The organism is Zeimonas sediminis (assembly GCF_023721795.1).
Lineage (GTDB): Bacteria > Pseudomonadota > Gammaproteobacteria > Burkholderiales > Burkholderiaceae_E > Zeimonas > Zeimonas sediminis.
This window is the reverse complement of sequence record NZ_JAMQYE010000001.1, coordinates 2189765-2213801: the sequence shown is the minus strand read 5'-3', so window position 1 is coordinate 2213801 and position 24037 is coordinate 2189765. Positions and strand designations below refer to the sequence as shown.

At 68.8% G+C, this 24037-nt stretch carries 37 protein-coding genes; 31 read left to right on the top strand and 6 right to left on the bottom strand.

The features are described from left to right. The first annotated feature begins 17 nt into the window (after positions 1-17). The 27 genes from rpsS (at position 18) to cutA (ending at position 14343) form a co-directional block, all read left to right on the top strand. Entirely contained in the window at positions 18-296 is a 279-nt protein-coding gene (rpsS, locus tag M6I34_RS10370) for a 30S ribosomal protein S19 (RefSeq protein ID WP_272485609.1), read from the top strand. Between the two features lie 12 nt (positions 297-308). Then, positions 309-641 carry a 50S ribosomal protein L22 gene (rplV, locus tag M6I34_RS10365; RefSeq protein WP_272485608.1) on the top strand — a complete coding sequence of 111 codons (333 nt, stop codon included), beginning with the start codon at positions 309-311 and terminating at the stop codon, positions 639-641. A gap of 19 nt (positions 642-660) precedes the next feature. Beyond that, positions 661-1530, top strand: coding sequence for a 30S ribosomal protein S3 (gene rpsC, locus M6I34_RS10360; RefSeq protein WP_272485607.1), 870 nt, complete (start codon positions 661-663; stop codon positions 1528-1530). A 32-nt stretch (positions 1531-1562) separates the two neighbouring features. Continuing rightward, positions 1563-1979 (top strand): 50S ribosomal protein L16, encoded by a 417-nt coding sequence (gene rplP / locus M6I34_RS10355; RefSeq protein WP_272485606.1) that lies wholly within the window; start codon positions 1563-1565, stop codon positions 1977-1979. Positions 1980-2006: 27 nt separating this feature from the next. After that, the gene (gene rpmC, locus M6I34_RS10350) at positions 2007-2201 is read left to right on the top strand and encodes a 50S ribosomal protein L29 (RefSeq protein WP_272485605.1); all 195 of its coding nucleotides are present in this window, start codon (positions 2007-2009) and stop codon (positions 2199-2201) included. Beyond that, positions 2198-2485, top strand: coding sequence for a 30S ribosomal protein S17 (gene rpsQ / locus M6I34_RS10345; RefSeq protein WP_272485604.1), 288 nt, complete (start codon positions 2198-2200; stop codon positions 2483-2485). Before rpmC ends, rpsQ begins: the two co-directional genes overlap by 4 nt. Positions 2486-2762: 277 nt before the next feature. Beyond that, on the top strand, positions 2763-3131 hold the full coding sequence (rplN, locus tag M6I34_RS10340) for a 50S ribosomal protein L14 (protein ID WP_272485603.1): 369 nt from the start codon (positions 2763-2765) through the stop codon (positions 3129-3131). Then, entirely contained in the window at positions 3131-3451 is a 321-nt protein-coding gene (gene rplX / locus M6I34_RS10335; protein ID WP_272485602.1) for a 50S ribosomal protein L24, read from the top strand. Before rplN ends, rplX begins: the two co-directional genes overlap by 1 nt. A 147-nt stretch (positions 3452-3598) precedes the next feature. Continuing rightward, a complete protein-coding gene (gene rplE, locus M6I34_RS10330) occupies positions 3599-4138 on the top strand; it encodes a 50S ribosomal protein L5 (protein WP_272485601.1) in 540 nt (179 codons plus the stop codon). A gap of 30 nt (positions 4139-4168) precedes the next feature. Then, complete coding sequence (rpsN, locus tag M6I34_RS10325; protein ID WP_272485600.1) at positions 4169-4474, top strand: 30S ribosomal protein S14; 306 nt, start codon at positions 4169-4171, stop codon at positions 4472-4474. A gap of 43 nt (positions 4475-4517) precedes the next feature. After that, on the top strand, positions 4518-4913 hold the full coding sequence (rpsH, locus tag M6I34_RS10320; protein ID WP_272485599.1) for a 30S ribosomal protein S8: 396 nt from the start codon (positions 4518-4520) through the stop codon (positions 4911-4913). A 16-nt stretch (positions 4914-4929) separates the two neighbouring features. After that, a complete protein-coding gene (gene rplF, locus M6I34_RS10315; RefSeq protein ID WP_272485598.1) occupies positions 4930-5463 on the top strand; it encodes a 50S ribosomal protein L6 in 534 nt (177 codons plus the stop codon). A gap of 32 nt (positions 5464-5495) precedes the next feature. Further along, complete coding sequence (rplR, locus tag M6I34_RS10310; RefSeq protein WP_272485597.1) at positions 5496-5861, top strand: 50S ribosomal protein L18; 366 nt, start codon at positions 5496-5498, stop codon at positions 5859-5861. Between the two features lie 10 nt (positions 5862-5871). After that, positions 5872-6390, top strand: a complete 519-nt coding sequence (gene rpsE, locus M6I34_RS10305; RefSeq protein WP_272485596.1) for a 30S ribosomal protein S5 — start codon at positions 5872-5874, stop codon at positions 6388-6390. 41 nt (positions 6391-6431) lie between these two features. Further along, positions 6432-6611, top strand: a complete 180-nt coding sequence (rpmD, locus tag M6I34_RS10300; protein WP_272485595.1) for a 50S ribosomal protein L30 — start codon at positions 6432-6434, stop codon at positions 6609-6611. Between the two features lie 29 nt (positions 6612-6640). Then, positions 6641-7072: a 50S ribosomal protein L15 gene (gene rplO, locus M6I34_RS10295; RefSeq protein ID WP_272485594.1), complete on the top strand. Its 432-nt coding sequence runs from the start codon at positions 6641-6643 to the stop codon at positions 7070-7072. A 13-nt stretch (positions 7073-7085) separates the two neighbouring features. Next, positions 7086-8414, top strand: a complete 1329-nt coding sequence (secY, locus tag M6I34_RS10290) for a preprotein translocase subunit SecY (protein ID WP_272485593.1) — start codon at positions 7086-7088, stop codon at positions 8412-8414. Between the two features lie 13 nt (positions 8415-8427). Further along, positions 8428-8646: a translation initiation factor IF-1 gene (infA, locus tag M6I34_RS10285; protein WP_147705334.1), complete on the top strand. Its 219-nt coding sequence runs from the start codon at positions 8428-8430 to the stop codon at positions 8644-8646. Between the two features lie 58 nt (positions 8647-8704). After that, a complete protein-coding gene (rpmJ, locus tag M6I34_RS10280) occupies positions 8705-8818 on the top strand; it encodes a 50S ribosomal protein L36 (RefSeq protein ID WP_272486654.1) in 114 nt (37 codons plus the stop codon). A gap of 16 nt (positions 8819-8834) precedes the next feature. Beyond that, a complete protein-coding gene (gene rpsM, locus M6I34_RS10275; protein ID WP_272485592.1) occupies positions 8835-9200 on the top strand; it encodes a 30S ribosomal protein S13 in 366 nt (121 codons plus the stop codon). A 40-nt stretch (positions 9201-9240) separates the two neighbouring features. Continuing rightward, on the top strand, positions 9241-9657 hold the full coding sequence (gene rpsK, locus M6I34_RS10270) for a 30S ribosomal protein S11 (protein WP_272485591.1): 417 nt from the start codon (positions 9241-9243) through the stop codon (positions 9655-9657). A gap of 225 nt (positions 9658-9882) precedes the next feature. Beyond that, positions 9883-10506 carry a 30S ribosomal protein S4 gene (rpsD, locus tag M6I34_RS10265; protein ID WP_272485590.1) on the top strand — a complete coding sequence of 208 codons (624 nt, stop codon included), beginning with the start codon at positions 9883-9885 and terminating at the stop codon, positions 10504-10506. Positions 10507-10520: 14 nt separating this feature from the next. Next, entirely contained in the window at positions 10521-11516 is a 996-nt protein-coding gene (locus M6I34_RS10260; RefSeq protein ID WP_272485589.1) for a DNA-directed RNA polymerase subunit alpha, read from the top strand. 34 nt (positions 11517-11550) lie between these two features. Next, positions 11551-11943, top strand: a complete 393-nt coding sequence (gene rplQ, locus M6I34_RS10255) for a 50S ribosomal protein L17 (RefSeq protein ID WP_272485588.1) — start codon at positions 11551-11553, stop codon at positions 11941-11943. Positions 11944-12058: 115 nt separating this feature from the next. Continuing rightward, positions 12059-13006, top strand: coding sequence for an ATP-binding cassette domain-containing protein (locus M6I34_RS10250; protein ID WP_272485587.1), 948 nt, complete (start codon positions 12059-12061; stop codon positions 13004-13006). After that, positions 13006-13830 (top strand): ABC transporter permease, encoded by an 825-nt coding sequence (locus M6I34_RS10245; protein ID WP_418953510.1) that lies wholly within the window; start codon positions 13006-13008, stop codon positions 13828-13830. Before M6I34_RS10250 ends, M6I34_RS10245 begins: the two co-directional genes overlap by 1 nt. 105 nt (positions 13831-13935) lie before the next feature. Then, positions 13936-14343, top strand: a complete 408-nt coding sequence (gene cutA / locus M6I34_RS10240) for a divalent-cation tolerance protein CutA (RefSeq protein ID WP_272485586.1) — start codon at positions 13936-13938, stop codon at positions 14341-14343. Between the two features lie 37 nt (positions 14344-14380). Here the strand turns inward: cutA and M6I34_RS10235 are convergent, their stop codons facing one another. The 3 genes from M6I34_RS10235 to yihA all read right to left on the bottom strand — a co-directional run bounded on the left by M6I34_RS10235 (position 14381) and on the right by yihA (position 17277). Further along, positions 14381-15499 carry a magnesium transporter CorA family protein gene (locus tag M6I34_RS10235; protein ID WP_272485585.1) on the bottom strand — a complete coding sequence of 373 codons (1119 nt, stop codon included), beginning with the start codon at positions 15497-15499 and terminating at the stop codon, positions 14381-14383. Between the two features lie 108 nt (positions 15500-15607). Next, positions 15608-16627, bottom strand: a complete 1020-nt coding sequence (hemB, locus tag M6I34_RS10230) for a porphobilinogen synthase (protein ID WP_272485584.1) — start codon at positions 16625-16627, stop codon at positions 15608-15610. Then, positions 16624-17277: a ribosome biogenesis GTP-binding protein YihA/YsxC gene (gene yihA / locus M6I34_RS10225; protein ID WP_272485583.1), complete on the bottom strand. Its 654-nt coding sequence runs from the start codon at positions 17275-17277 to the stop codon at positions 16624-16626. Before yihA ends, hemB begins: the two co-directional genes overlap by 4 nt. 141 nt (positions 17278-17418) lie before the next feature. Between yihA and M6I34_RS10220 the strand changes: the two genes are divergently transcribed. Genes M6I34_RS10220 through M6I34_RS10210 form a run of 3 tightly spaced genes read left to right on the top strand, consistent with a single transcriptional unit; the run spans position 17419 to position 19672 of the window. Next, positions 17419-18045, top strand: a complete 627-nt coding sequence (locus M6I34_RS10220; protein WP_272485582.1) for a c-type cytochrome — start codon at positions 17419-17421, stop codon at positions 18043-18045. Between the two features lie 41 nt (positions 18046-18086). Next, positions 18087-19058 (top strand): protein-methionine-sulfoxide reductase catalytic subunit MsrP, encoded by a 972-nt coding sequence (gene msrP / locus M6I34_RS10215; protein ID WP_272485581.1) that lies wholly within the window; start codon positions 18087-18089, stop codon positions 19056-19058. Next, complete coding sequence (locus M6I34_RS10210) at positions 19058-19672, top strand: protein-methionine-sulfoxide reductase heme-binding subunit MsrQ (protein WP_272485580.1); 615 nt, start codon at positions 19058-19060, stop codon at positions 19670-19672. The genes msrP and M6I34_RS10210 overlap by 1 nt, the downstream gene beginning before the upstream one ends. A gap of 73 nt (positions 19673-19745) precedes the next feature. Here M6I34_RS10210 and lysA read toward each other — a convergent pair whose 3' ends face one another. Both lysA and lptM read right to left on the bottom strand, forming a co-directional pair. Further along, the gene (gene lysA / locus M6I34_RS10205; RefSeq protein WP_272485579.1) at positions 19746-21020 is read right to left on the bottom strand and encodes a diaminopimelate decarboxylase; all 1275 of its coding nucleotides are present in this window, start codon (positions 21018-21020) and stop codon (positions 19746-19748) included. Between the two features lie 10 nt (positions 21021-21030). Further along, positions 21031-21210 (bottom strand): LPS translocon maturation chaperone LptM, encoded by a 180-nt coding sequence (gene lptM, locus M6I34_RS10200; RefSeq protein ID WP_272485578.1) that lies wholly within the window; start codon positions 21208-21210, stop codon positions 21031-21033. A 47-nt stretch (positions 21211-21257) separates the two neighbouring features. Here lptM and cyaY point away from each other — a divergent pair, with 47 nt between their 5' ends. Beyond that, positions 21258-21593: an iron donor protein CyaY gene (gene cyaY, locus M6I34_RS10195; RefSeq protein ID WP_272485577.1), complete on the top strand. Its 336-nt coding sequence runs from the start codon at positions 21258-21260 to the stop codon at positions 21591-21593. Positions 21594-21678: 85 nt separating this feature from the next. On the opposite strand, the gene M6I34_RS10190 is transcribed toward cyaY, so the two are convergent. Beyond that, positions 21679-24021: a penicillin-binding protein 1A gene (locus tag M6I34_RS10190; RefSeq protein ID WP_272485576.1), complete on the bottom strand. Its 2343-nt coding sequence runs from the start codon at positions 24019-24021 to the stop codon at positions 21679-21681. Between the last annotated feature and the right edge of the window lie 16 nt (positions 24022-24037).

Genomic DNA, 24037 nt, shown 5'->3' with positions numbered 1-24037 from the left:
TGAGTGACGAGTAAGTTATGGCACGTTCAGTCAAAAAGGGGCCGTTCGTCGACGCCCACCTGATGAAGAAGGTCGATACGGCGCTGGCTACCAAGGATCGCAAGCCGATCAAGACGTGGTCGCGTCGCTCGACGATCGTTCCCGAGTTCATCGGCCTGACGATCGCGGTGCACAACGGCAAGCAGCATGTGCCGGTGTTCATCAACGAGAACATGGTCGGCCACAAGCTCGGCGAGTTCGCCCTCACCCGCACCTTCAAAGGCCACGCGGCCGACAAGAAGGCCGGGAAGCGATAAGGGAATAGCCACATGGAAACGCAAGCAATCCTGCGCGGCGTCCGGCTGTCGGCCCAGAAGGGCCGGCTCGTGGCCGATCTCGTCCGCGGCAAGCCGGTCGAGCAGGCGCTCAACATCCTGACGTTCTCCCCGAAGAAGGCGTCGAAGATCGTCAAGAAGGTGCTCGAGTCGGCGATCGCCAACGCCGAGCACAACGACGGCGCCGACATCGACGAGCTCAAGGTCAAGACGATCCACGTCGAGAAGGGCATGTCGCTGAAGCGATTCCAGGCGCGCGCCAAGGGCCGCGGCTGCAAGATCGAGAAGCAGACCTGCCACATCTACGTGACGGTCGCCGACAAGTAACGGACTCGGAAGGAACGACATGGGACAGAAGATTCACCCGACCGGGTTCCGCCTGGCGGTCAGCCGGAACTGGTCGTCGCGCTGGTTCGCCAGCGGCGCCCAGTACTCGCAGCTGCTGAACGACGACATCCGCGTCCGTGAGTACCTGCGCAAGAAGCTGCGCAGCGCCTCGGTGAGCCGCGTGCTGATCGAGCGCCCGGCCAAGAATGCCCGCATCACGATCTACTCGGCGCGTCCGGGCGTGGTCATCGGCAAGAAGGGCGAGGACATCGAGGTGCTGAAGGGCGACCTGCAGCGGCTGATGGGCGTGCCGGTTCACGTGAACATCGAGGAGATCCGCAAGCCGGAGATCGATGCGCAGCTGATCGCCGACTCGATCACCCAGCAGCTCGAGAAGCGGATCATGTTCCGTCGCGCCATGAAGCGTGCGATGCAGAACGCGATGCGCCTCGGTGCCCAGGGCATCAAGATCATGAGCTCCGGCCGCTTGAACGGCGCCGAGATCGCGCGCGTCGAGTGGTATCGCGAGGGCCGCGTTCCGCTCCACACGCTGCGCGCCGACATCGACTACGGCTTCTCCGAGGCGCTGACCACCTACGGGATCATCGGCGTCAAGGTCTGGGTCTACAAGGGCGACAACCTCGGCCGGAACGAGGCGCCGGCGTCGGCCGACAAGGAAGCCGTCCCGGGCGAGCGCGAGGACCGTCGCGGTCGCCGTGGCCCCGGTGGGCGTCCTGGCGGCCCCGGTTCCCGCGGCCCGCGTCGTCGCGCCGAGGGCGAGGCGGCCCCGGCCGGCGAGCAGGGCGAGGGTGCCCGCACCGCGGTCAAGCGCGTGCGCAAGGTGGCGGCCGGCGGTGCGCCGGCCGAGGGCGAGAAGAAAGTCGACTGAGGGGGGCTTTGCCCCTGTACAAGGAGTGAGCGATGCTTCAACCCGCTCGACGCAAGTATCGTAAGGAACAGAAGGGCCGCAACAAGGGCCTCGCCACGCGGGGCGCCTCGGTCGCCTTCGGCGAGTTCGGCCTGAAGGCGACCGGCCGCGGCCGGCTGACCGCCCGCCAGATCGAGGCGGCGCGACGCGCGATGACCCGCCACATCAAGCGGGGCGGCCGTGTGTGGATCCGGATCTTCCCGGACAAGCCGATCTCGAAGAAGCCTGCCGAGGTCCGCATGGGCAACGGCAAGGGCAACATCGAGTACTACGTCGCGGAAATCCAGCCCGGCAAGGTGCTGTACGAGATGGACGGCGTGAACGAGCAGCTGGCGCGCGAGGCGTTCGCGCTGGCGGCCGCCAAGCTGCCGATCTCGACGACCTTCGTCACCCGCATGGTCGGCGCCTGAGCGTCCGTCCGTCGAAGAGGCAGAAAGATGAAAGCCAGTGAACTGCGCGCGAAGGACAACGACGCGCTGAAGAAGGAACTCGGCGATCTGCTGAAGGCGCACTTTTCGCTGCGCATGCAGATCGCGACCCAGCAACTGACCAACACGAGCCAGCTGCGCAAGACGCGGCGCGACATCGCGCGGGTTCGGACGGTCATGAACGAGAGGGCGGCGGCCAAATGAGCGACACCCAAGCCACGGCTACCGAGCAGGGCGCCGGCCTGAAGCGCACCCTGGTCGGGCGCGTCGTCAGCAACAAGATGCAGAAGACCGTGACGGTCCTCGTCGAGCGCAAGGTCAAGCACGCCGTGTACGGCAAGTACATGGTTCGCAGCACCCGCTACCACGCGCACACCGAGCAGCCGCTCAACGAGGGCGACACCGTCGAGATCGCCGAGAGCCGGCCGATCTCCCGGACGAAGACCTGGGTGGTGACCCGCCTGGTCCAGTCGGCGGCCACGGTCTGATCGCGGGCGCGCCCGCAAGAAAGAATCTGCCGGCGGCGCTTGCGTTGCCGGCAATTACGTGTAATAATTTTCGGCTCCGGTCAGAGCGGCCGTCGCAGCACCCCGAACACGGTAGCCCGGGCACTCCCGGCGCAGCCCGAAGCGACGACTGCGGCCGAGCTGGCCGGTTCACCCAAACCACGGGACCAAGACTGACCGTCTGACCCCGCGCTGGGCGGCACCGAATGTCGGTGCGGTCCGGGCTGGCGGAGTGGCGGATCAAGTTGGGACGGAAATCATGATTCAGATGCAATCGACGCTGGACGTCGCCGACAATACTGGCGCGCGTTCAGTCATGTGTATCAAGGTGCTCGGCGGCTCCAAGCGTCGCTACGCCGGCATCGGCGACATCATCAAGGTCTCGGTCAAGGAGGCGCAGCCGCGTGGCCGCGTCAAGAAGGGCGAGATCTACAACGCGGTCGTCGTCCGCACCGCGAAGGGCGTGCGCCGCCAGGACGGCTCGCTGGTGAAGTTCGACGGCAATGCCGCCGTGCTGCTCAATGCCAAGCTCGAGCCGATCGGGACCCGCATCTTCGGGCCCGTCACCCGCGAACTGCGTACCGAGCGCTTCATGAAGATCGTGTCGCTCGCTCCGGAGGTGCTCTGATGCAGAAGATCCGCAAGGGCGACGAGGTCGTCGTCATCACCGGCCGGGACAAGGGCAAGCGCGGCACCGTGCTCAGCCGCTCGGGCCCGTCGCACCTCATGGTCGAGGGCGTCAACGTCGTCAAGAAGCACGTTCGGCCGAACCCGATGAAGGGCGAGGTCGGCGGCATCGTCGACAAGACCATGCCGATCGACCAGTCGAACGTGATGCTCTTCAACCCGGCGACGGGCAAGGGTGACCGGGTCGGCATCAAGCTGCTCGAGGACGGCCGCAAGGTCCGCGTCTTCAAGTCGAACGGCGAGATCGTCGGCGCGGCCTGAGAAACCCGAGGGCTCGCGGGGTGCGCCCCGCGCGGTCCGGAAGCGGCCCGGTTTGGCCGCAGGTAAGGGCGGCGCGATAGCCGCCGAATCGAATGTCTGGCCCGGCCGTGGCGAATCGTCGCCGACGAGGGTTCGAAAGGAATACAGATGGCTCGTCTGCAACAGTTTTACCGCGAGAAGGTCGTTCCCGGCCTGATCGAGCAGTTCGGCTACAAGTCGGTCATGGAGGTGCCCCGCATCACCAAGATCACCCTGAACATGGGTGTGTCCGAGGCGGTCGCCGACAAGAAGGTGCTCGACAACGCCGCCGCCGACCTGACCAAGATCGCCGGCCAGAAAGTCGTCGTGACCAAGGCCAAGAAGGCGATCGCCGGCTTCAAGATCCGCGCCGGCTACCCGATCGGATGCATGGTCACGCTGCGCGGCGAGCGGATGTTCGAGTTCCTGGACCGTCTGGTCACGATCGCGCTGCCGCGCGTGCGCGACTTCCGCGGGATTTCGGGCAAGGCCTTCGACGGCCGCGGCAACTACAACCTCGGGGTGAAGGAACAGATCATTTTCCCCGAGATCGAGTACGACAAGGTCGACGCCCTGCGCGGCCTGAACATCAGCATCACGACGACGGCGAAGAACGACGAGGAAGCGCGCGCGCTGCTCGCGGCGTTCAAGTTCCCGTTCCGCACCTGAAATCCGGGCGCATTTGAGGAAGCAACGAAAGTGGCCAAACTCGCTCTGATCAACCGCGAACTGAAGCGCCAGGCAATGGTGAAGAAGTTCGCCGCCAAGCGCCAGGCGCTCGAGGCGATCATCAACGACCAGTCCCTGTCTGAAGAAGAGCGCTACCAGGCGCGTCTGAAGCTGCAGGCGCTGCCCCGCAACGCCAGCCCGTCGCGTCTTCGCAATCGCTGCGAGATCACGGGCCGTCCGCGCGGCACTTACCGCAAGTTCGGTCTCGCGCGCAACAAGCTGCGCGACATCGCGATGCGCGGCGAAGTGCCGGGTCTGACGAAGGCAAGCTGGTAATCGGCTGGCCGGCAACGAGCGAGCTGGAAAGAGGAACCACATCATGAGCATGAGCGATCCGATCGCCGACATGTTCACGCGCATCCGCAACGCGCAGCGCGTCGAAAAGCAATCGGTGTCCATGCCGACGTCCAAGCTGAAGGTGGCGATTGCCAAGCTTCTGAAAGACGAAGGCTATATCGAGGACTTCTCCGTCAAGGGCGATGGCGCCCTGCGGACGCTGGAGGTCCAGTTGAAGTACTACGCCGGCCGCCCGGTCATCGAGCGGCTCGACCGGGTCTCGCGCCCCGGCCTGCGGGTCTACCGCGGCCGCGACGCGCTGCCCCAGGTGATGAACGGCCTGGGCGTCGCGATCGTCACCACGTCGAAGGGCGTCATGACCGACCGTCATGCGCGCGCCACCGGCCTGGGCGGCGAAGTCATCGGCTTCGTGGCCTGATCGGGGAGGAACTGACATGTCCCGAGTAGGCAAGAACCCGATCCCGGTGCCGGCGGGCGTCGACGTGAACGTCGCCGCCGACCTCATCACGGTCAAGGGCTCGAACGGCACGCTGAGCCAGCGCCTGAACCCGCTGATCTCGATCGAGCGCGAAGGCGCGGAGCTTCGCGTCAAGCCGGTCGACGAGTCGCGCGAGGCGAACGCGATGAGCGGCACCTACCGCGCGCTGGTCGCGAACATGGTGCAGGGCGTTTCGAAGGGCTTCGAGCGCAAGCTCCAGCTGGTCGGCACCGGTTACCGGGCGCAGGCCCAGGGCGCCAGCCTGAACCTGTCGCTAGGCTTCTCGCATCCGGTCGTCTACAAGCTTCCGGATGGCGTGAAGGCCGAGACGCCGACGCAGACCGAGATCGTTATCAAGGGCGCCGACAAGCAGGCCGTCGGCCAGGTCGCCGCCGAGATCCGCGCGTTCCGCGAGCCCGAGCCGTACAAGGGCAAGGGCGTGCGCTATTCCGACGAGCGCGTCGTGTTGAAGGAAGTCAAGAAGAAGTAAGCGCCCGCGCTGCTTCTTCCCAGGGAATGACGATGGACAAGAACCAATCTCGCCTGCGCCGCGCCCGTCAGACGCGGCTCAAGATCCGCGAACTGCGGGTCAACCGGCTGACGGTGCATCGCACGAACACGCACATCTACGCCAGCATCACCGATGCGGCGGGCGACCGGGTGCTCGTTTCCGCCTCCACGGTGGAACAGGAGATCCGCTCGCAGCTGGCCGGCCAGCAGGGCAAGGGCGGAAACGCGTCGGCGGCCGCGCTGATCGGCAAGCGAATCGCCGAGAAGGCGCTCGCTGCCGGCATCGACAGCGTCGCCTTCGATCGCTCCGGCTACCGGTACCACGGCCGCGTGAAGGCGCTGGCCGAGGCCGCGCGTGAAGCCGGCCTTAAGTTCTAAGGGCTAAGACATGGCTAAAGTTCAAGCTAAGGTTGGCGGCGAGGAGCGCGACGACGGTCTTCGCGAGAAGATGATCGCGGTCAACCGGGTCACCAAGGTCGTCAAGGGCGGCCGCATCCTCGGTTTCGCGGCACTCACGGTGGTCGGCGACGGCGATGGCCGCATCGGCATGGGCAAGGGCAAGTCGCGCGAGGTGCCGGTTGCGGTGCAGAAGGCGATGGACGAGGCCCGCCGCAAGATGGTCAAGATCCCGCTGCGCGGCGGCACGCTGCATCACCAGGTCATGGGTCGCCACGGCGCCTCGACCGTGATGCTCAAGCCCGCCCCCGACGGCACCGGCATCATCGCCGGCGGCCCGATGCGCGCGATCTTCGAAGTGATGGGCGTCACGAACGTCGTCGCCAAGAGCCACGGTTCGTCGAACCCGTACAACATGGTCCGGGCCACGATCGACGCGCTGACGAACCTGAACACCCCTGCCGAGATCGCCGCCAAGCGCGGCAAGACGATCGAGGAAATCCTCGGTTGAGCGGCGAGGCGTCCGCCCCGGCGCGGCGCACGGAGAGAACGATGAGCAACAAGACGATCAAGGTCACGCTGGTACGCAGCCCGATCGGCACCCGCGGCTCGCACAAGGCGACGGTCCTCGGGCTCGGCCTGAAGAAGCTGAACCAGACCCGCGAGCTGGAAGACACGCCGGCGGTCCGCGGGATGATCAACAAGGTGTCGTACCTGGTCCGCGTCGGCTGAGCGCGACGGATCGGGACACCGGAGGTTCCATGAAGCTGAACGAACTGAAGCCCGCCGAGGGCAGCAAGCACGCCGCCAAGCGGGTCGGCCGGGGCATCGGCTCCGGGCTCGGCAAGACCGCGGGACGCGGCCACAAGGGCCAGAAGTCGCGCTCGGGCGGTTTCCACAAGGTCGGTTTCGAAGGCGGCCAGATGCCGCTGCAGCGCCGGCTGCCCAAGCGCGGGTTCAAGTCGCTGACCGCGGCCGACACCGCCGAGGTCCGCCTGTCCGACCTGCAGCGCCTGGAGGCCGACGAGATCGACCTGCTGACGCTGAAGGCCGCCGGCGTGGTGCCGCAGCTTGCGCGCGCCGCCAAGGTCTTCCTGTCGGGCGAGCTCTCGCGCAAGGTCGCGCTGAAGGGCGTGGGCGCCACGAAGGGCGCGAAGGCGGCCATCGAGGCTGCGGGCGGCTCGGTCGCCTGAGGACGTAACCGAAGTGGCCACTTCTCCCGCAGCGCTGGTCAAGGGCGGAAAGTTCGGCGACCTGAAGCGTCGCCTGCTTTTCCTCCTGCTCGCCCTGATCGTCTACCGGATCGGCGCGCACGTGCCGGTGCCGGGCATCGATCCGGACCAGCTCGCCGAGCTGTTCCGGGGCCAGCAGGGGGGCATCCTGGGGATGTTCAACCTGTTCTCGGGCGGCGCGCTGTCGCGCTTCACCGTGTTCGCGCTCGGGATCATGCCGTACATCTCGGCATCGATCATCATGCAGCTGCTCACGGTGGTCGTTCCGTACCTGGAGGCCAAGAAGAAGGAAGGCGAGGCGGGCCGGCGGGAAATCACGAAGTACACGCGCTGGTTCACCGTGGGCCTGGCAACCTTCCAGGCCGTCGGCATCGCGGTGGCGATCGAGTCGCAGCCCGGGCTGGTCATCGACCCGGGCCTGGCCTTCCGGTTCACCACCGTGGTCTCGCTGGTCACCGGCACGATGTTCCTGATGTGGCTCGGCGAGCAGATCACCGAGCGCGGGCTGGGCAACGGCATCTCGATCATCATCTTCGCGGGCATCGTGGCGGGGCTGCCCGGCGCGATAGCGGGCATGGGCGAGCTGGTGCGCACCGGCGCGATGAGCGCCTTCGTGTCGCTGTTGATCATCGTGCTGGTCGTCGTCGTGACCGCCTTCGTGGTGTTCGTCGAGCGGGGTCAGCGCAAGATCACGGTCAACTACGCGAAGCGCCAGGTGGGCAACCGCGTGTACGGCGGCCAGACCTCGCACCTGCCGCTGAAGCTGAACATGTCGGGCGTGATCCCGCCGATCTTCGCGTCGTCGATCATCCTGTTCCCGGCGACGATCGCGCAGTGGTTCACCTCCGGCGACCCGTCGAATGTGGCGATCCGCTGGATCCGCGACATCGCGTCGACGCTGTCGCCGGGACAGCCGGTGTACATCCTGATGTACGCGCTGGCGATCGTGTTCTTCTGCTTCTTCTACACCGCGCTGGTCTTCAACAGCCGCGAGACGGCGGACAACCTGAAGAAGAGCGGTGCGCTGGTGCCGGGCATCCGGCCGGGCGAGCAGACGGCGAAGTACATCGACAAGATCCTGATGCGCCTCACGCTGGCCGGCGCGATCTACATCACGGCGGTCTGCCTGCTGCCGGAGTTCCTGGTCCTGAAGTGGAACGTTCCGTTCTACTTCGGCGGAACCTCGCTGCTGATCATCGTGGTGGTCACGATGGACTTCATGTCGCAGGTCCAGGCCTACGTGATGTCGCACCAGTACGAGAGCCTGTTGCGCAAGACCGGCGCGAAGGGCATGGGACTCTAGAAGCGGGCGTCCGATGAGCAAGGAAGACGTCATCCAGATGCAGGGCGAGGTGGTCGAGAACCTGCCCAACGCGACGTTCCGCGTGAAACTCGAGAACGGACACATGGTGCTGGGGCACATATCCGGAAAGATGCGGATGCACTACATCCGCATCCTTCCCGGCGACAAGGTCACGGTGGAGCTCACGCCCTATGACCTGTCCCGGGCCCGGATCGTCTTCCGGTCGAAATGAAGCAAGGCGAGGCCTGGCGCCGCGGCGCGGCAGGGGCCGGCGACTATCGAGGTGAATGATGAAGGTATTGGCTTCCGTCAAGAAGATCTGCCGCAACTGCAAGATCATCAAGCGCAACGGCGTGGTTCGCGTGATCTGCACCGATCCGCGGCACAAGCAGCGTCAGGGCTGAACGAGGAATTACATCCATGGCACGTATTGCGGGCATCAACATCCCCGACCGTCAGCACACCGAGATCGGCCTGACGGCGATCTTCGGCATCGGCCGGACGCGCGCTCGGCAGATCTGCGAAGCGGCGAACATTCCGTTCGACAAGAAGGTCAAGGACCTGAACGACGCCGAGCTCGAGCGCATCCGCGACGCGATCGGCCGCCTCACGATCGAGGGCGACCTGCGTCGCGAGAACTCGATGGCGATCAAGCGCCTGATGGACCTCGGTTGCTATCGCGGCGTGCGTCATCGCCGCGGGCTGCCGGTCCGCGGCCAGCGCACCCGCACCAACGCCCGCACCCGCAAGGGTCCGCGCAAGGCCGGCGTCGCGCTGAAGAAGTGATCGCGGGTCGCAAACCAACGTATCTGGCAGAGAGCAGCTAATGGCTACCAAGTCTCAATCGGCGGCGCAGGCGGCAGCCGCGTCGCGCGCCCGCAAGAAGGCGAAGAAGAACGTGTCGGACGGCATCGCGCACGTCCACGCGTCGTTCAACAACACGATCATCACGATCACCGACCGCCAGGGCAACACGCTGTCGTGGGCCTCGTCGGGCGGCGCCGGCTTCAAGGGCTCGCGCAAGTCCACCCCGTTCGCGGCGCAGGTCGCGGCCGAGGCGGCGGGCCGCGCGGCGCAGGAGTGCGGGATCAAGAACCTCGAGGTCGAGATCAAGGGCCCCGGCCCCGGCCGCGAGTCGTCGGTGCGCGCGCTGAACGCGCTCGGCATCAAGATCATGCAGATCCAGGACGTCACGCCGATCCCGCACAACGGCTGCCGCCCGCCGAAGAAGCGTCGCATCTGACGTCCTTCGTCGAATTCCGGGCGTGGCCGGCGGCGGCATGGCCGCACCGGCCCGGTCGCCCGGGCGGTCTCCGGACCGCCGAACCGTCCGCCCTCGCCTAGCGGGGGCCGGGGACGGAGCCGAACAGCAAGACCACCGTTCGTCACCCGTTGGCCGGAATATCGGCCGGGTCACCGAAGACGGACTAACCGCGAAGCGATTCGCGTATCTCCGAGGAATCCACACGTGGCACGTTACACCGGACCCAAAGCCAAACTCGCCCGCCGCGAGGGCACCGACCTTTTCCTGAAGAGCGCTCGCCGCAGCCTCGACAGCAAGTGCAAGCTCGACAGCAAGCCCGGCCAGCACGGCCGGACCTCGGGCTCGCGTCCTTCCGACTACGGCCTGCAGCTGCGCGAGAAGCAGAAGGTCAAGCGCATCTACGGCGTGCTCGAGAAGCAGTTCCGCCGCTACGTGGCCGAGGCCGAGCGTCGCCGCGGCAACACCGGCGAGAACCTGCTGCAGCTGCTCGAGTCGCGGCTCGACAACGTCGTCTACCGGATGGGCTTCGGCTCGACCCGGGCCGAGGCCCGCCAGCTGGTCAGCCACAAGTCGATCACGGTGAACGGCCAGGCGGTGAACATCCCGTCGATGATGGTGCGCCCCAGCGACGTGGTCGCCATCCGCGAGAAGGCGAAGAAGCAGGCTCGCATCCAGGAGGCCCTGGGCCTGGCCGAGCAGAGCGGCTTTCCGGCGTGGGTCTCGGTCGACAAGACCAAGATGGAAGGCGTTTTCAAGAACGTGCCCGACCGCAGCGACATCGCCGGCGACATCAACGAAAGCCTGATCGTCGAGCTGTACTCGCGCTAAACGAGAGGATATCAATGCAGACTGCCATGCTGAAGCCGCGCATCGTCGAGGTCGAGCAACTCGGTGCATCGCATGCCCGCGTGGTCATGGAGCCGTTCGAACGCGGCTATGGCCACACGCTCGGCAATGCGCTTCGCCGCGTGCTGCTCTCCTCGATGATCGGCTATGCGCCGACCGAGGTGCAGATCTCGGGGGTGGTGCACGAGTACTCGACGATCGACGGTGTCCGCGAGGACGTCGTCGACCTGCTGCTGAACCTGAAGGGCGTCACCTTCCGGCTGCACAATCGCGACGAGGTCATCCTGACCCTGCGCAAGGACACCCCGGGCCCGGTCACCGCCGGCGACATCGACCTGCCGCACGACGTCGAGGTCATCGATCCCGAGCAGGTGATCGCCACCCTGACCCAGGGCGGCAAGCTCGACATGTCGATCAAGGTCGAGCGCGGCCGCGGCTACGTCCCCGGCACGATGCGCGACCTGAACGAGTCCAAGACCATCGGGCGCATCGTGCTCGACGCCTCGTTCTCGCCGGTTCGCCGCGTGAGCTACCAGGTCGAGAGCGCTCGCGTGGAGCAGCGCACCGACCTCGACCGGCTGATCGTCGACGTCGAGACCAACGGCGTCATCACGCCCGAGGAAGCGGTCCGCCAGTCGGCCCGCATCCTCGTCGAGCAGCTGTCGGTGTTCGCGGCGCTCGAGGGCGGCGCTGCCGAGGCGGCGGCGGAGACCTCGGCTGCCGGCGTCGGCGGCGCGCGGCCGCAGATCGACCCGTTGCTGATGCGCCCGGTCGACGACCTCGAGCTGACCGTGCGATCGGCCAACTGCCTGAAGGCCGAGAACATCTACTACATCGGCGACCTGATCCAGCGGACCGAGAACGAGCTTCTCAAGACTCCGAACCTGGGCCGCAAGTCGCTGAACGAGATCAAGGAAGTGCTGGCATCCCGCGGCCTGACGCTCGGGATGAAGCTCGAGAACTGGCCGCCGGCCGGCCTCGAGCGCCCGTGATCGGGCCAGTCCAGAAGCATCCGAGGAACGAAAAATGCGTCACCGTCACGGACTCCGCAAACTGAACCGCACCAGCTCGCACCGCGAGGCGATGCTGCGCAACATGTGCAACTCGCTGCTGCGCCACGAGCTGATCAAGACCACCCTGCCCAAGGCCAAGGAGCTGCGGCGGGTCGTCGAGCCGATCATCACGCTGGGCAAGAAGCCGTCGCTGGCCAACCGCCGCCTGGCCTTCGACCGGCTGCGCGACCGCGAGATGGTCGTCAAGCTGTTCGACGAGCTCGGCCCGCGCTACGCCGCCCGCAACGGCGGCTACCTGCGCATCCTGAAGTTCGGCTTCCGGGTGGGCGACAACGCCCCGATGGCCCTGGTCGAGCTGATGGACCGGCCCGAAGAGGCGCCGGCCGAGGCCGCCCAGGAGGGCTGAGCCGCGGCGAGGCCGCGAGGGGCCGGCCGGGCTCTGGCCCAGGCCGGCTCCGCGCCGATCCGGGCGCGCGACAGCGAGAGCTGCGCGCGCCCTTCGCATTTCCGGGAGCCAGGCAATGGACCAGCATGACGGGGCCGCCGCAGCGCAGCGCGAGCCGGTCCTCGCGGTGCGCGGGCTCGTCAAGCGTTTCGGCACGCTGCGCGCGCTCGACGGCCTCGGCTTCGAGGTCCGCGCCGGCGAGTGCTTCGGCCTGCTCGGCCCGAACGGTGCCGGCAAGAGCACGACGCTGAAGCTGGCGCTCGGCCTTGCGACGGCCGACGAGGGGGAGATCCGTCTGCTGGGGCTGCCGGTGCCGCAGCGGGCCCGCGAAGCGCGGATGCGCGTCGGCGTGGTCCCGCAGGCCGATGCCCTCGATCCCGACTTCACCGTCGCCGAGAACCTGATCGTTTTCGGCAGCTACTTCGGCCTGTCCGCCTCACGAGTGCGGGAGAGACTCGACTCGCTGCTCGATTTCGCGGGCCTGCAGGGCAAGCGCGATGCGAAGCCCGGCGAGCTTTCGGGCGGCATGCGGCGCAGGCTCACGCTCGCACGGGCGCTGGTCAACGAGCCCGAGATCCTGTTCCTCGACGAACCGACCACCGGGCTCGACCCGCAGGCGCGGCACCTGATCTGGGAGCGCCTGCGCAGGCTGCTCGCGCGCGGCACGACGATCGTGCTGACCACCCACTTCATGGAGGAAGCCGAGCGCCTCTGCAGCCGCCTGGCCGTCGTCGACCGGGGCCGGATCATCGCCTCGGGCACGCCGCAGGGGCTGATCGCCACCGAGATCGAGGCGCACGTCGTCGAGGTCAGCGGCGACGGTGCGACCGCCTGGGCCGCCGCGCAGGCCGGCGCGCTTGCCGCGCGCACCGAGCTGGTCGGCGAGACCGCCTTCCTGTACTGCGACCAGGGCGACGCCGAGGCGGCGCGGCTCGCCGCCGACGCCGGCCTGCGGGTGCTGCGCCGCCCGGCCAATCTCGAGGACGTCTTCCTGAAGCTGACCGGAAGGGAGCTTCGCGACTGATGGGCGCCACCGGACCGACGCACACCGCCGCCCCGGCGCGCCCCGCCGGGATCATGGCCCTGCCCCGGCCCTCGCTGCGCTGGCTGCCGGTCTACCTGCGAAACCTGCGGGTCTGGCGCAAGCTCGCGCTGGCCAGCATCGTCGGCAACATCGCCGACCCGCTGATCGTGCTGGTGGCATTCGGCTACGGACTGGGCAGGCTGCTGCCCGAGGTCGGCGGCGTGCCCTACATCCTGTTCCTGGCCGCCGGCTCGATGTGCATGAGCACGATGACCGCCGCGAGCTTCGAGTCGCTGTACTCGGCCTTCTCCCGGATGCACGTGCAGAAGACCTGGGAGTCGCTGCTGAACGCGCCGCTCGAGCTCGACGACATCGTGATCGCCGAGTGGCTCTGGGCCGCGACCAAGAGCCTGTTCTCCGGCGTCGCGATCATGGCCGTGATCTGGACGCTCGGCATCTCGCGGGCGCCGACGCTGCCGCTCGCGCTCGGCGTCGTCGTGCTGACCGGCCTGTGCTTCGGCGCGATCGGCCTGTGCTTCAACGCGCTCGCCCGCGGCTACGACTTCTTCACCTACTATTTCACGCTGATCATGACGCCGATGATCTTCCTGTCCGGCGTCTACTATCCGGTCAGCGCGCTGCCCGACTGGCTCGCGCCGGTGGCCGCGGCGCTGCCGCTTGCGGCCGCGGTGGAGCTGGCGCGGCCGCTGGTGATCGGCGAATGGTCCCAGGATTGGCTGCGGCCGCTGGCGACGCTGGTCGGCTTTGCCGCGAGCGCGCTGTACCTCGCGCTGGTGCTGACGCGCCGGCGCTTCGCCGCCTGACGCGGCAGGCGGACGGACCGACAGTGGCGGGCGCGACCGGGCAGGCCGGCAGGCGAGCCGCGTGGGGGCTCGCGGGCGAGGGCATCGATTCGAGCGGAGGTTCTCATGGATTCGGAAAGGTCGGCCTCGAGCGGCGATCGCGGGCTGCCCAGGCCCGAGCCGGTGGGCGTCACGCAGCCCGACGGCGTTCTTCTCGCGCTGACGACGGTCGGCTCGCGCGAGCAGGCCGATGCGATCGCACGAACGCTGGTGGAGGAGCGGCTCGCCGCCTGCGTGAACCTGCTCGCCGGATGCAGCTCGGTCTATCGCTGGCAGGGCGCGATCGAACAGGCCGACGAGACGCTGCTGGTGGTCAAGACCACGCGCAAGCGCTGGCGCGATTTCGAGGCGCGCCTGCGCGAGCTGCATCCGTACGAGCTGCCCGAGATCCTCGCGGTCGCGCCGGACGCGGTGCTGCCCGCCTACGCGAGCTGGGTGATCGCGGAAACGCGGCGGCGCTTCGTCGAGGGCTGATGGCGAGGCTCGGTCCGGCGGTCTCGCCGCCGATCGCTCAGCCCGGCGGCCTGGCCGGCGGGCGCCGGGCAGCCCGGCGCCGACCGAGGAAGGCCGACTCGTGCAGGAAGGCCCGCGCGCGAAAGAGCGCCAGCAGCGCGACGGCGATCACGACCATCGCGGCGATCGTCCACCAGAAGCCGGTGGGCGAGTGAAGGCCCGGGATGAACTCGAAGTTCATCCCGAAGATGCCTGTGATCAGGGTCAGCGGCAGGAAGATCGCGGTGATCGCGGTCAGCGTGCGCATCACCTCGTTCGTCTGGTGGGCGGTGGCCGAGAAGTGCAGCTGCACCGCCGTCTCGAGCGAGGCCTCCATGCGGCGCGCGTGGTTCAGCACGCGGTCGATGTGAGAGACCAGGTCGCTGGCGCGGACCTGCAGCGCTTCGCTGAGCCCCGGCGAGCCGCGGCCGCCCCCGGAGGCGCCCGCGCCGTGGTCGCCGGGCGAGTACCCGCTCCCCTCCAGCCGCTCGTCGCGCCACTCCTGGACCGCGTCGAGCTGCTCCTCGCAGAGGTCCTGCAGGCGGCGGGCCTCGCGCCTGGCCTCGAGCAGCGGATACCAGTCGCGGATCTGGCGGCGGGGCGCCAGCAGCTCGCGCTGCAGGCGCTCGAGCGCCTCGGCCAGCGGCTGGCGAAGCTCGAGGTAGCGGTCGACCATTGCGTTCAGGATCCGCAACATCAGCTCCTCCGGCGCGGCCGGCGCTCGGCTGGCGCCCGACCTGACGCCGAGGAGCCTGTCCCGGGTGGCGGCGAACGAGCGGCTATCTGGCGCCCTGACCGTGACCAGCAGGCCGGGAAACAGGAAGAAGGTCGCCGGTCGGGTCCTGAGACGCGGGATCTCGGCCGGATCCCCTTCATCGGGCAGCGCGGCCAGGCTGCGGAACACGATCATTTCGTAGTCGGCCGTCGACTCGAAATACGAGGGGTGGTTGAGGTTCTCCGCGTCGAGAAGGTGCGCCTCGAACACGCTGGCGCCGGTCAGCGCCGTCGCGGTTTCGGTCCACGCGCGAGCCGCGTCGTGCGAGCAGTCGCACCAGACGAAGCCCTGCTCCGGCAGCCGCGCCGGCGGCTGGTCGAGCAGGGTGGCGCCCTCGGGGCCGATCGCGATCCAGTCGATCATCGTTCGCCTTGCGTCATCCGGTCGATCTTCGCGAACCCTGCCGGCCGCGCGGCGGCGGCGCAGGCCCGAAGCGCCTGCCGCCGTGCAGCGCCGGGCCGTGCGCCCGGTTCAGCGCGCGTCGCGCAGCCACTGCGCGACGTCGAGCGAGAAGTAGGTCAGGATGCCGTCGGCGCCGGCGCGGCGCATCGCCAGCAGCGACTCGGTGACGACTTGCCGCTCGTCCAGCCACCCATTGGCGGCGGCCGCCTTCAGCATCGCGTACTCGCCGCTGACCTGGTACACGAAGGTCGGCACGCGGAACGTGTCCTTCACCCGGCGCACGATGTCCAGGTAGGGCATGCCGGGCTTGACCATGACCATGTCCGCGCCCTCCTGCAGATCGAGCGCGACCTCGCGCAGGGCCTCGTCGGAGTTGGCCGGATCCATCTGGTAGTTCTTCTTGTTGCCCTTGCCAAGGTTGGCGGCCGAGCCGACCGCGTCGCGGAAGGGCCCGTAGAAGCCCGACGCATACTTCGCCGAGTAGGCCATGATCCGGGTGTGTATCGCGCCGCCCGACTCGAGCGCCTGCCGGATCGCGCCGATGCGGCCGTCCATCATGTCGGACGGCGCCACGATGTCGACGCCCGCCTGCGCCTGCACCTGCGCCTGGCGGACCAGGATCTCGACCGTGCGGTCGTTGATCACGTAGCCCTCGTCGTCGAGCACGCCGTCCTGGCCGTGGCTGGTGTACGGATCGAGCGCCACGTCGGTCAGCACCCCCAGCTCCGGAAAGCGCTTCTTCAGCTCCGAGACAACCCGGGGCACCAGCCCGTCCGGGTTGGCCGCCTCGGCTCCGTCGGGAGTCTTCAGCGCCGGATCGATGACCGGGAACAGCGCCATGCAGGGCACGCCGAGCGCCAGGCAGCGCTCGGCGACCGGCAGCAGCAGGTCGAGGCTGAGCCGCTCGACGCCGGGCATCGACGGCACCGCCTGACGCTTGCCGCTGCCTTCGTGAACGAACACCGGATAGATCAGGTCGTCGGGCGAAAGCGAGTGCTCGCGCACCATCCGGCGGGTGAAGTCGTCGCGCCGGTTGCGGCGCATCCGCGTGGCGGGAAACTGCTGGAGGAAGGGAGTCGGGTCGGTCATGTCGGGTCCTCGGTCGAATCCTTGGGGTCGAGCGCATTCGAGATCGCGTCGTCGAGCCAGGCGCGCGCCTGCTCCACACCGAGCCCGGTCGTCGACGAAAACGCGAGCAGGGAAATCGGGTTGGGCAGCCGCGCCTCGCGCAACGCGGCCTCGACGCCGTCGAGCGCCTTGCGTTGCTCGGCCCGGCCGAGCTTGTCCGACTTGGTCAGGATGACGAGCACCGGCACGCCGGGCCGCAGCCAGCGCAGCAGCGCGCGATCGAGCTCGGTCACGCCGCGGCGCACGTCGAGCACCAGCACCACCGCCGCCAGCGCCTCGCGGATCTGCAGGTAGCGGCCGGCCAGCTGGTCCCAGCCCCGCTTGACCTCCAGCGGCGCCGCGGCGAAGCCGTAGCCGGGGGTGTCGACGATCAGCGCGACCGGCGCCGGCGCGCTCTCGGGCCCCAGGGCGAAGCAGTTCAGCGCCTGGGTGCGGCCCGGCGTCTTGCTCGCGAAGGCGAGGCGCTTGCGCCGGCAAAGCGCGTTGATCGCCGAGGACTTGCCCGCGTTCGAGCGGCCGACGAAGGCGATCTCCGGCAAACCGTCGCGCGGGAGTTGGGCGAGCTTGGCGACGGTCGTCGCGAAGCGCGCCGTGGGCAGCAGGGAAGCCACTTGTGAGCGAGTCCGGCGAGGGCGCCCGGGAGATTGGGGGCGCGGCGGGGCCTATTGTACAATCGCGTGTTTAGGGACCGCGCTGCCACGGCATTTAGCCGCAGCGTCAGGCCGGCCGTCACTGCCTTTCCGGGTCATCTCATGCTTCGTACCAGCATCGTCGTCGCAATCGCGTTCTCCGCTTCGGCGGCCGTACAGGCCCAGAGCTCCAAGCCCGACCTCGAGAAGGGGCGACAGATCGCGCAGCAGGTCTGCGCGGCCTGCCACGGCGCCGACGGGAACAGCGGCAGTCCGGCGAACCCCAAGCTCGCCGCCCAGCACGCGGATTATCTCTACAAGCAGCTGGCGAACTTCAAGGTCAAGGAAGGCGCCAAGCAGGCCGAGCGCGCGAACGCGGTCATGGCCGGATTCGCCGCCATGCTCTCCGAGGCCGACATGCGCAACGTGTCCGCCTACTACGCGGCCCAGACGCTCAAGCCGTCGGCGGCGAAGAACAAGGAGCTGGTGGAACTCGGCCAGAAGATCTACCGCGCGGGCATCGCCGACAAGAACGTGCCGGCCTGTGCCGGTTGCCACAGCCCGAACGGCGCGGGCCTGCCGGCCCAGTACCCGAGGCTGCAGGGACAGTACGCCGAGTACACCGAGGCGCAGCTGGTCGCCTTCCGCCAGGGCGAGCGCAAGAACAGCGCGCAGATGACCGCGATCGCCGCCCGGATGTCCGATGCCGAGATCAAGGCGGTCTCCGACTACATCGCCGGCCTGCGGTAAGCTCGCCTTCCTCGCCACGACTTCGTGGTGAAGGAGGCAACATGCTGATCCGATCCGCCGCTCCGGGCGAGCCTGCCGCCTCGGAGATCACCCCCAGGTCCGCCTACGACGGCCGCAGGAATGTCCTGAAGGCAGCCGCGGCGCTCGGCGCCGGCGCGCTGTCCGGTCCGGTCGCGGCGCAGCTCGCGCCGCCGTCCTCCAGTGCCGCGCAGCGGCTCGCGGCCGTTCCCAGCCCGCTGTCCACCAGCGAGCCGCCGACGCCCTACAAGGACGTCACCACCTACAACAACTTCTACGAGTTCGGCACCGACAAGGACGATCCCGCGCGATACGCGAAGTCCCTGCGCACCCGGCCGTGGACGGTCGTCGTGGAGGGCGAGGTCGCGAAGCCCCGGATGTTCGGCATCGACGAGCTGCTCAAGCTCGCGCCGCTCGAGGAGCGCATCTACCGGCTGCGCTGCGTCGAGGGCTGGTCGATGGTGATCCCGTGGATCGGCTACTCGCTGTCGGCGCTGATCCGGCAGGTCGAGCCCACCGGCAACGCGAAGTACATAGAGTTCTTCACGCTTGCCGACCCGAAGCAGATGCCCGGCCTGTCTTCGCAGGTGCTCGGCTGGCCCTACGTGGAAGGGCTCAGGCTCGACGAGGCGATGCACCCGCTCACGCTGCTCACTGTCGGGCTCTACGGCGAGGTCCTGCCGAACCAGAACGGCGCGCCGGTCCGGATCGTCGTGCCGTGGAAGTACGGCTTCAAGAGCGGCAAGTCCATCGTGAAGATCCGTTTCGTCGAGAAGCAGCCGCTGACCAGCTGGAACCGGGCCATTCCGCACGAGTACGGTTTCTATTCGAACGTCAACCCGAACGTTCCCCATCCGCGCTGGTCGCAGGCGACCGAGCGGCGCATCGGCGAGGACGGCTTCCTGCAGCGCAAGCGCCCCACGCTGATGTTCAACGGCTACGGCGACCAGGTCGCCTCGCTCTACGCCGGGATGGACCTGCGCAAGCACTTCTGATGGCGCGGGCGGCCACGGTCGGGGTGCCGCGCGGCGGCTTGCCGGCGTGGCTGAAGCCGGTCGTGTTCCTGGCCTGCCTGGTGCCGCTGGCCAGGCTGTTCGCGCTCGGGTTCGCCGACGAGCTCGGCACCAACCCGGTCGAGTTCGTGACCCGGTCCACCGGCACCTGGGCGCTCGTGATGCTCTGCGCGACGCTCGCGGTCACGCCGCTGCGCAGGCTGAGCGGCTGGACCGCGCTGGTGCGGCTGCGCCGGATGCTGGGGCTGTTCGCGTTCTTCTACGCGCTGCTGCACTTCACCGTGTTCCTGTGGCTCGAGCACTGGTTCGACCTGGGCGCGATGCTGCTCGACGTGATCGAGCGGCCCTTCGTCACGGCCGGCTTCCTGGCGTTCGTGCTGCTGGTGCCGCTCGCGGCGACGTCCACCCAGGCGATGATGAGGCGGCTGGGATCGCGCTGGCAGGCGCTGCACCGGCTGGTCTACCTGGTCGCGCCGCTCGCGATCCTGCACTTCTGGTGGCACAAGGCCGGAAAGAACGATTTCCTCGAGCCGGCGATCTACGGCACGGTCGTCGGCCTGCTGCTGCTGGCCAGGCTGGTGAAGCGGCGGCGCTGACCAATCGCCGGCGCGCGCCCGGGGTCGGCGTTGGCGCGGTGCCGCAGCCGCCGGCGTGCCGGGCAGCGGCGGCTCAGCCCGCGGCGTCGTCCGGCAGGCGACGCTCGAGCGCGAACAGGTCCTCGACGCGCTCGCGCTCGCGCACCAGCAGGGCGCGATCGCCGTCGACCAGCACTTCGGCGCCACGCGGCCGGGTGTTGTAGTTCGAGCTCATTGCCATGCCGTAGGCGCCAGCCGACATGATCGCGAGCAGGTCGCCCTCGGCGATGGCGAGCCGCCGGCCGCGCGCCAGCCAGTCGCCGGACTCGCAGACGGGGCCGACGACGTCCCAGGTGTCGGCTTCGCGCGGCAGCCCCTGCTCGACCGGCAGCACGTCGTGCCAGGCCTCGTAGAGCGAGGGGCGCATCAGGTCGTTCATCGCCGCGTCGACGATCGCGAACCGGCGGTCGCCGTTCGCCTTCAGGTACTCGACGCGAGTCAGCAGCACGCCGGCGTTGCCGACGATCGAGCGGCCGAACTCGAACAGCACCTCGAACCCGGCGCCGCGCGGATGGCGATCGAGCCTGCCGAACACGGCCTGCAGCAGCGCGGCGCGCGACGGCGGCGTCTCGTCGTCGTAGCGGATCCCGAGGCCGCCGCCGAGATCCAGGTGCTCCAGCACGATGCCCTCGCCGGCGAGCGCGTCGACCAGTTCGAGCACCTTGTCGAGCGCCGCGAGGAAGGGCTCGATCGTGGTGATCTGCGAGCCGATGTGACAGTCGATGCCGACGACCCGCAGGTTGGGCAGCGAGGCCGCGAGGCGGTAGACGCGCAGCGCCTCGTCGTGGGCGATGCCGAACTTGTTCTCGCGCAGGCCGGTGGAGATGTACGGATGGGTGCCGGCGTCGACGTCCGGATTGACGCGCAGCGACACCGGCGCCCGGCGACCGATCGAGCCGGCGACCTCGTCGAGACGCCGCAACTCGCTCTCGGACTCGACGTTGAAGCAGCGCACGCCGGCCTCCAGCGCGCGCCGCATCTCGGCGCGCTGCTTGCCCACGCCCGAGAACACGACCCGCGACGGATCGCCGCCGGCGGCCAGGACCCGCTCGAGCTCTCCGCCCGAGACGATGTCGAAGCCCGCGCCCCGGCGCGCCAGCAGGTCGACGATCGCCAGGTTCGAGTTGGCCTTCAGCGCATAGCAGACGAGGACCTTGCGGCCGGCGGCCGCGGCGGCGAACTCGTCGAAGGCCGACGCGATCGCCGCCTTCGAGTAGACCCAGGTGGGCGTGCCGAAACGCTCGGCGATCTCGGCGAGCGCGACGTCCTCGGCCAGCAGGTGCTGCTGGCGATAGCGGAATGCATCCATGGTGATGGAATCAGGATCGGGGAGCGGGGAGGGTGGGCTGCGCGACTGCCGGGCCCGGCCCGTCGGTTCGCTGGGCCTGGCTCTTCTTCGGGGCCTGCTCGGGCAGGTAAAGCGGACCGCGCTGCCCGCAACCGGCCAGCACCAAGGCGCCCGCGAGCGCGGCTAGAATCGCGCAGCGCGACGGGAGCATCCGACTCGAACGCCGAACATTCGCGAATACCACGAGGCCAGTCTAGCATGACCGAACACCAATTTCTCGAGCTCGCGGACCGCACGCTCGCCGCGATCGAGGACGCCGTCGACGCCTGCGGGGCGTCGATCGAGACCTCGCGCAGCGGGCACGTGCTCGAGCTCGAGTTCGACGACGGATCGAAGATCGTCGTCAACGCGCAGGCGCCGATGCGCGAGCTCTGGGTGGCCGCGCGGGCCGGAGGCTTCCACTTCAGGCGGGACGGCGAGCGCTGGCTGGACAGCCGGGGCGCCGGCGAGCTGTGGGCGATGCTGTCGGAGCTGGCGGGTCGCCAGGCGGGCGAGGCGGTCGAACTGCAGGCACCCGCCGACCGGCGCGCCTGATCGGCGCCTGCGCGAGCGATCTGACCGGGTAGGGCCGCAGCGAGCGCTCCGACCGGGTCGGGGCGCCGCCCAGCGAGCCGGCCGATCAGAACACCTGGTCGCGCACCTGTTCGGCGCCTTCGCCGGTGGCCAGGCCGCCTTCCTCGATGCCGATCGTGGCCACGCCCTGGCCGGGGCGCGTCTCGCTCAGGTAGTACTCGCCGTCGATCTGCACGATGCCGCGCGGCGGGTCGCTGCCCTGCTCGGGCACGCCGCGCAGGGCCTTCGCCATGTAGTCGATCCAGATCGGCAGCGCCAGTCCGCCGCCGGTCTCGCGGTCGCCGAGCTTGCGGGGCTGGTCGTAGCCGACCCAGGCGACCGCCGCCAGGCTGGGCTGGTAGCCTACGAACCAGGCGTCGTGCGAGTCGTTCGTCGTCCCGGTCTTGCCGGCGAGGTCGGAGCGCTTCAGCGACTTCGCCCGGGTCGCGGTGCCGTAGGCGACCACGCTGCGCAGCATGCTGTCGGTCAGGAAGGCGTTGCGAGGATCGATTGCGCGACGGGATTCGTCGCCCGCCCGCGCCGGCCGGGCCTGCGCGAGCACCCGCCCCGCGCCGTCGGTGATCCGCTGCACTATGTAGGGTTCGATCCGGTAACCGCCGTTTGCGAACACGGAGATCGCGCCGACCATTTGCCAGGGCGTGACCGAGCCCGCGCCCAGCGCCATCGTCAGGAAGGGCGGATGGCGGGCGGCGTCGAAGCCGAAGCGGGTGATGTAGTCCTGCGCGTAGCGCGGGCCGATCTCGTCGAGCACGCGGATCGAGACCATGTTCTTCGAGCGCGCCAGCGCGGTGCGCAGCGGCATCGGGCCGTCGTACTTGCCGTCGTAGTTCTTCGGGTCCCAGAGCTGGCCGCCGGTGAGGGCGGGATCGATCTGGACCGGCGCATCGTTGACGATCGTGCTGGTCATGATGCCCTTCTCGAGCGCCGCCGAGTAGATGAAGGGCTTGAAGGACGAGCCGGGCTGGCGCCAGGCCTGGGTGACCCGGTTGAACTTGTTGCGAGAGAAGTCGAAGCCGCCGACCAGCGCGCGGACTGCGCCGTCGCTCGTGCTGGCCGCCACGAAGGCCGCCTGCACCTCGGGGATCTGGCCGATCTCCCATTCGCCCTTGGCGTTCTGCATGATCCTGACGACCGCGCCGCGCCGCAGCTGCAGCGCGGCCGGGGCGCGGCTGGACAGCGCGCGCGCCACGAAGCGCAGGTTCTTCTGGTCGATCGTGATCGGCTTGCTGCCCTTGCCGCGGCTCACCACCACGGCCTTGGGAGATGCCTCGAGCACGACCGCCGGGTCGAGTTCCTCGTCGAAGTCGTTGGCCTCGGAGATCGCGGCGTCGACCTGCTCCTCGGCGGCGGCCGGGTCGCTCGACAGCTCGACGAACCGCTCGGGGCCGCGATAGCCGTGGCGCCGGTCGTACTCGAACAGGCCGGCCCGCAGCGCGGCGTTGGCCGTCTTCTGGTCCTCCGCGAGGATGGTCGTGTAGACCTTGAGCCCCGAGGTGTAGGAGTCCTCGCGATAGAGGTCCCAGGCGAGTTGGCGCGCGAGCTCGGCCACGTAGGGGGCCTCTACGGCGTACCCCGAGTCCGGCGTCGCGAAGTGCAGTTTCTCCTCGAGCGCAGACTCGTACTGGGCCTGGGTGAGGAAGCCCGATTCCAGCATGCGGCGCAGGATGTAGCGCTGCCGCTCGGTGGCCCGGCGCGGGTTGACCAGCGGGTTGAACCGCGACGGCGCCTTCGGCAGGCCCGCGAGCATCGCCGCCTCGGCGGCCGTGACCTGCGCGAGCGGCTTGCCGAAGTAGGTCTGGGCCGCGGCCGCGAAGCCGTAGGCGCGCTTGCCGAGGAAGATCTGGTTCAGGTAGAGCTCGAGGATCTGCTCCTTCGTGAGGCTGTCCTCGATCCTGAAGGCCAGCAGGATCTCGACGATCTTGCGCGTGTAGGTGCGCTCGGGAGACAGGAAGAATTCGCGCGCGAGCTGCATCGTCAGCGTGCTCGCCCCCTGCTCGGTGCCGCCCGCGCTCAGGTTGGCGAGCGCCGCGCGGGCCACGCCGACGAGGTCGACGCCGGAGTGCTCGAAGAATCGCGCGTCTTCGGCGGCGACGACCGCGTTCTTCATCACGTCGGGCACGTCCTGGATGCGGACGAAGGTGCGCCGCTCCTCGCCGAACTCCCCGATCAGCACGCCGTCGGCCGTGTAGACCCGCAGCGGGATTCGCGGCCGGTAGTCGATCAGCGCGTCGAGTTGCGGCAGCCGGTCGTTGGCCAGCAGCAGCGCGAGCGCGACCACCAGCGCGAGAGCGACCAGGCCGGCGACCGGGAGCGCGATCGCAGCGAGCGCGAGGGCGCGCCAGCTGAAGCGGGATTTCGATCGGGCGGGGCGGGCGGGCTTTCGGCTCATTCGGGGCGACGCGAAG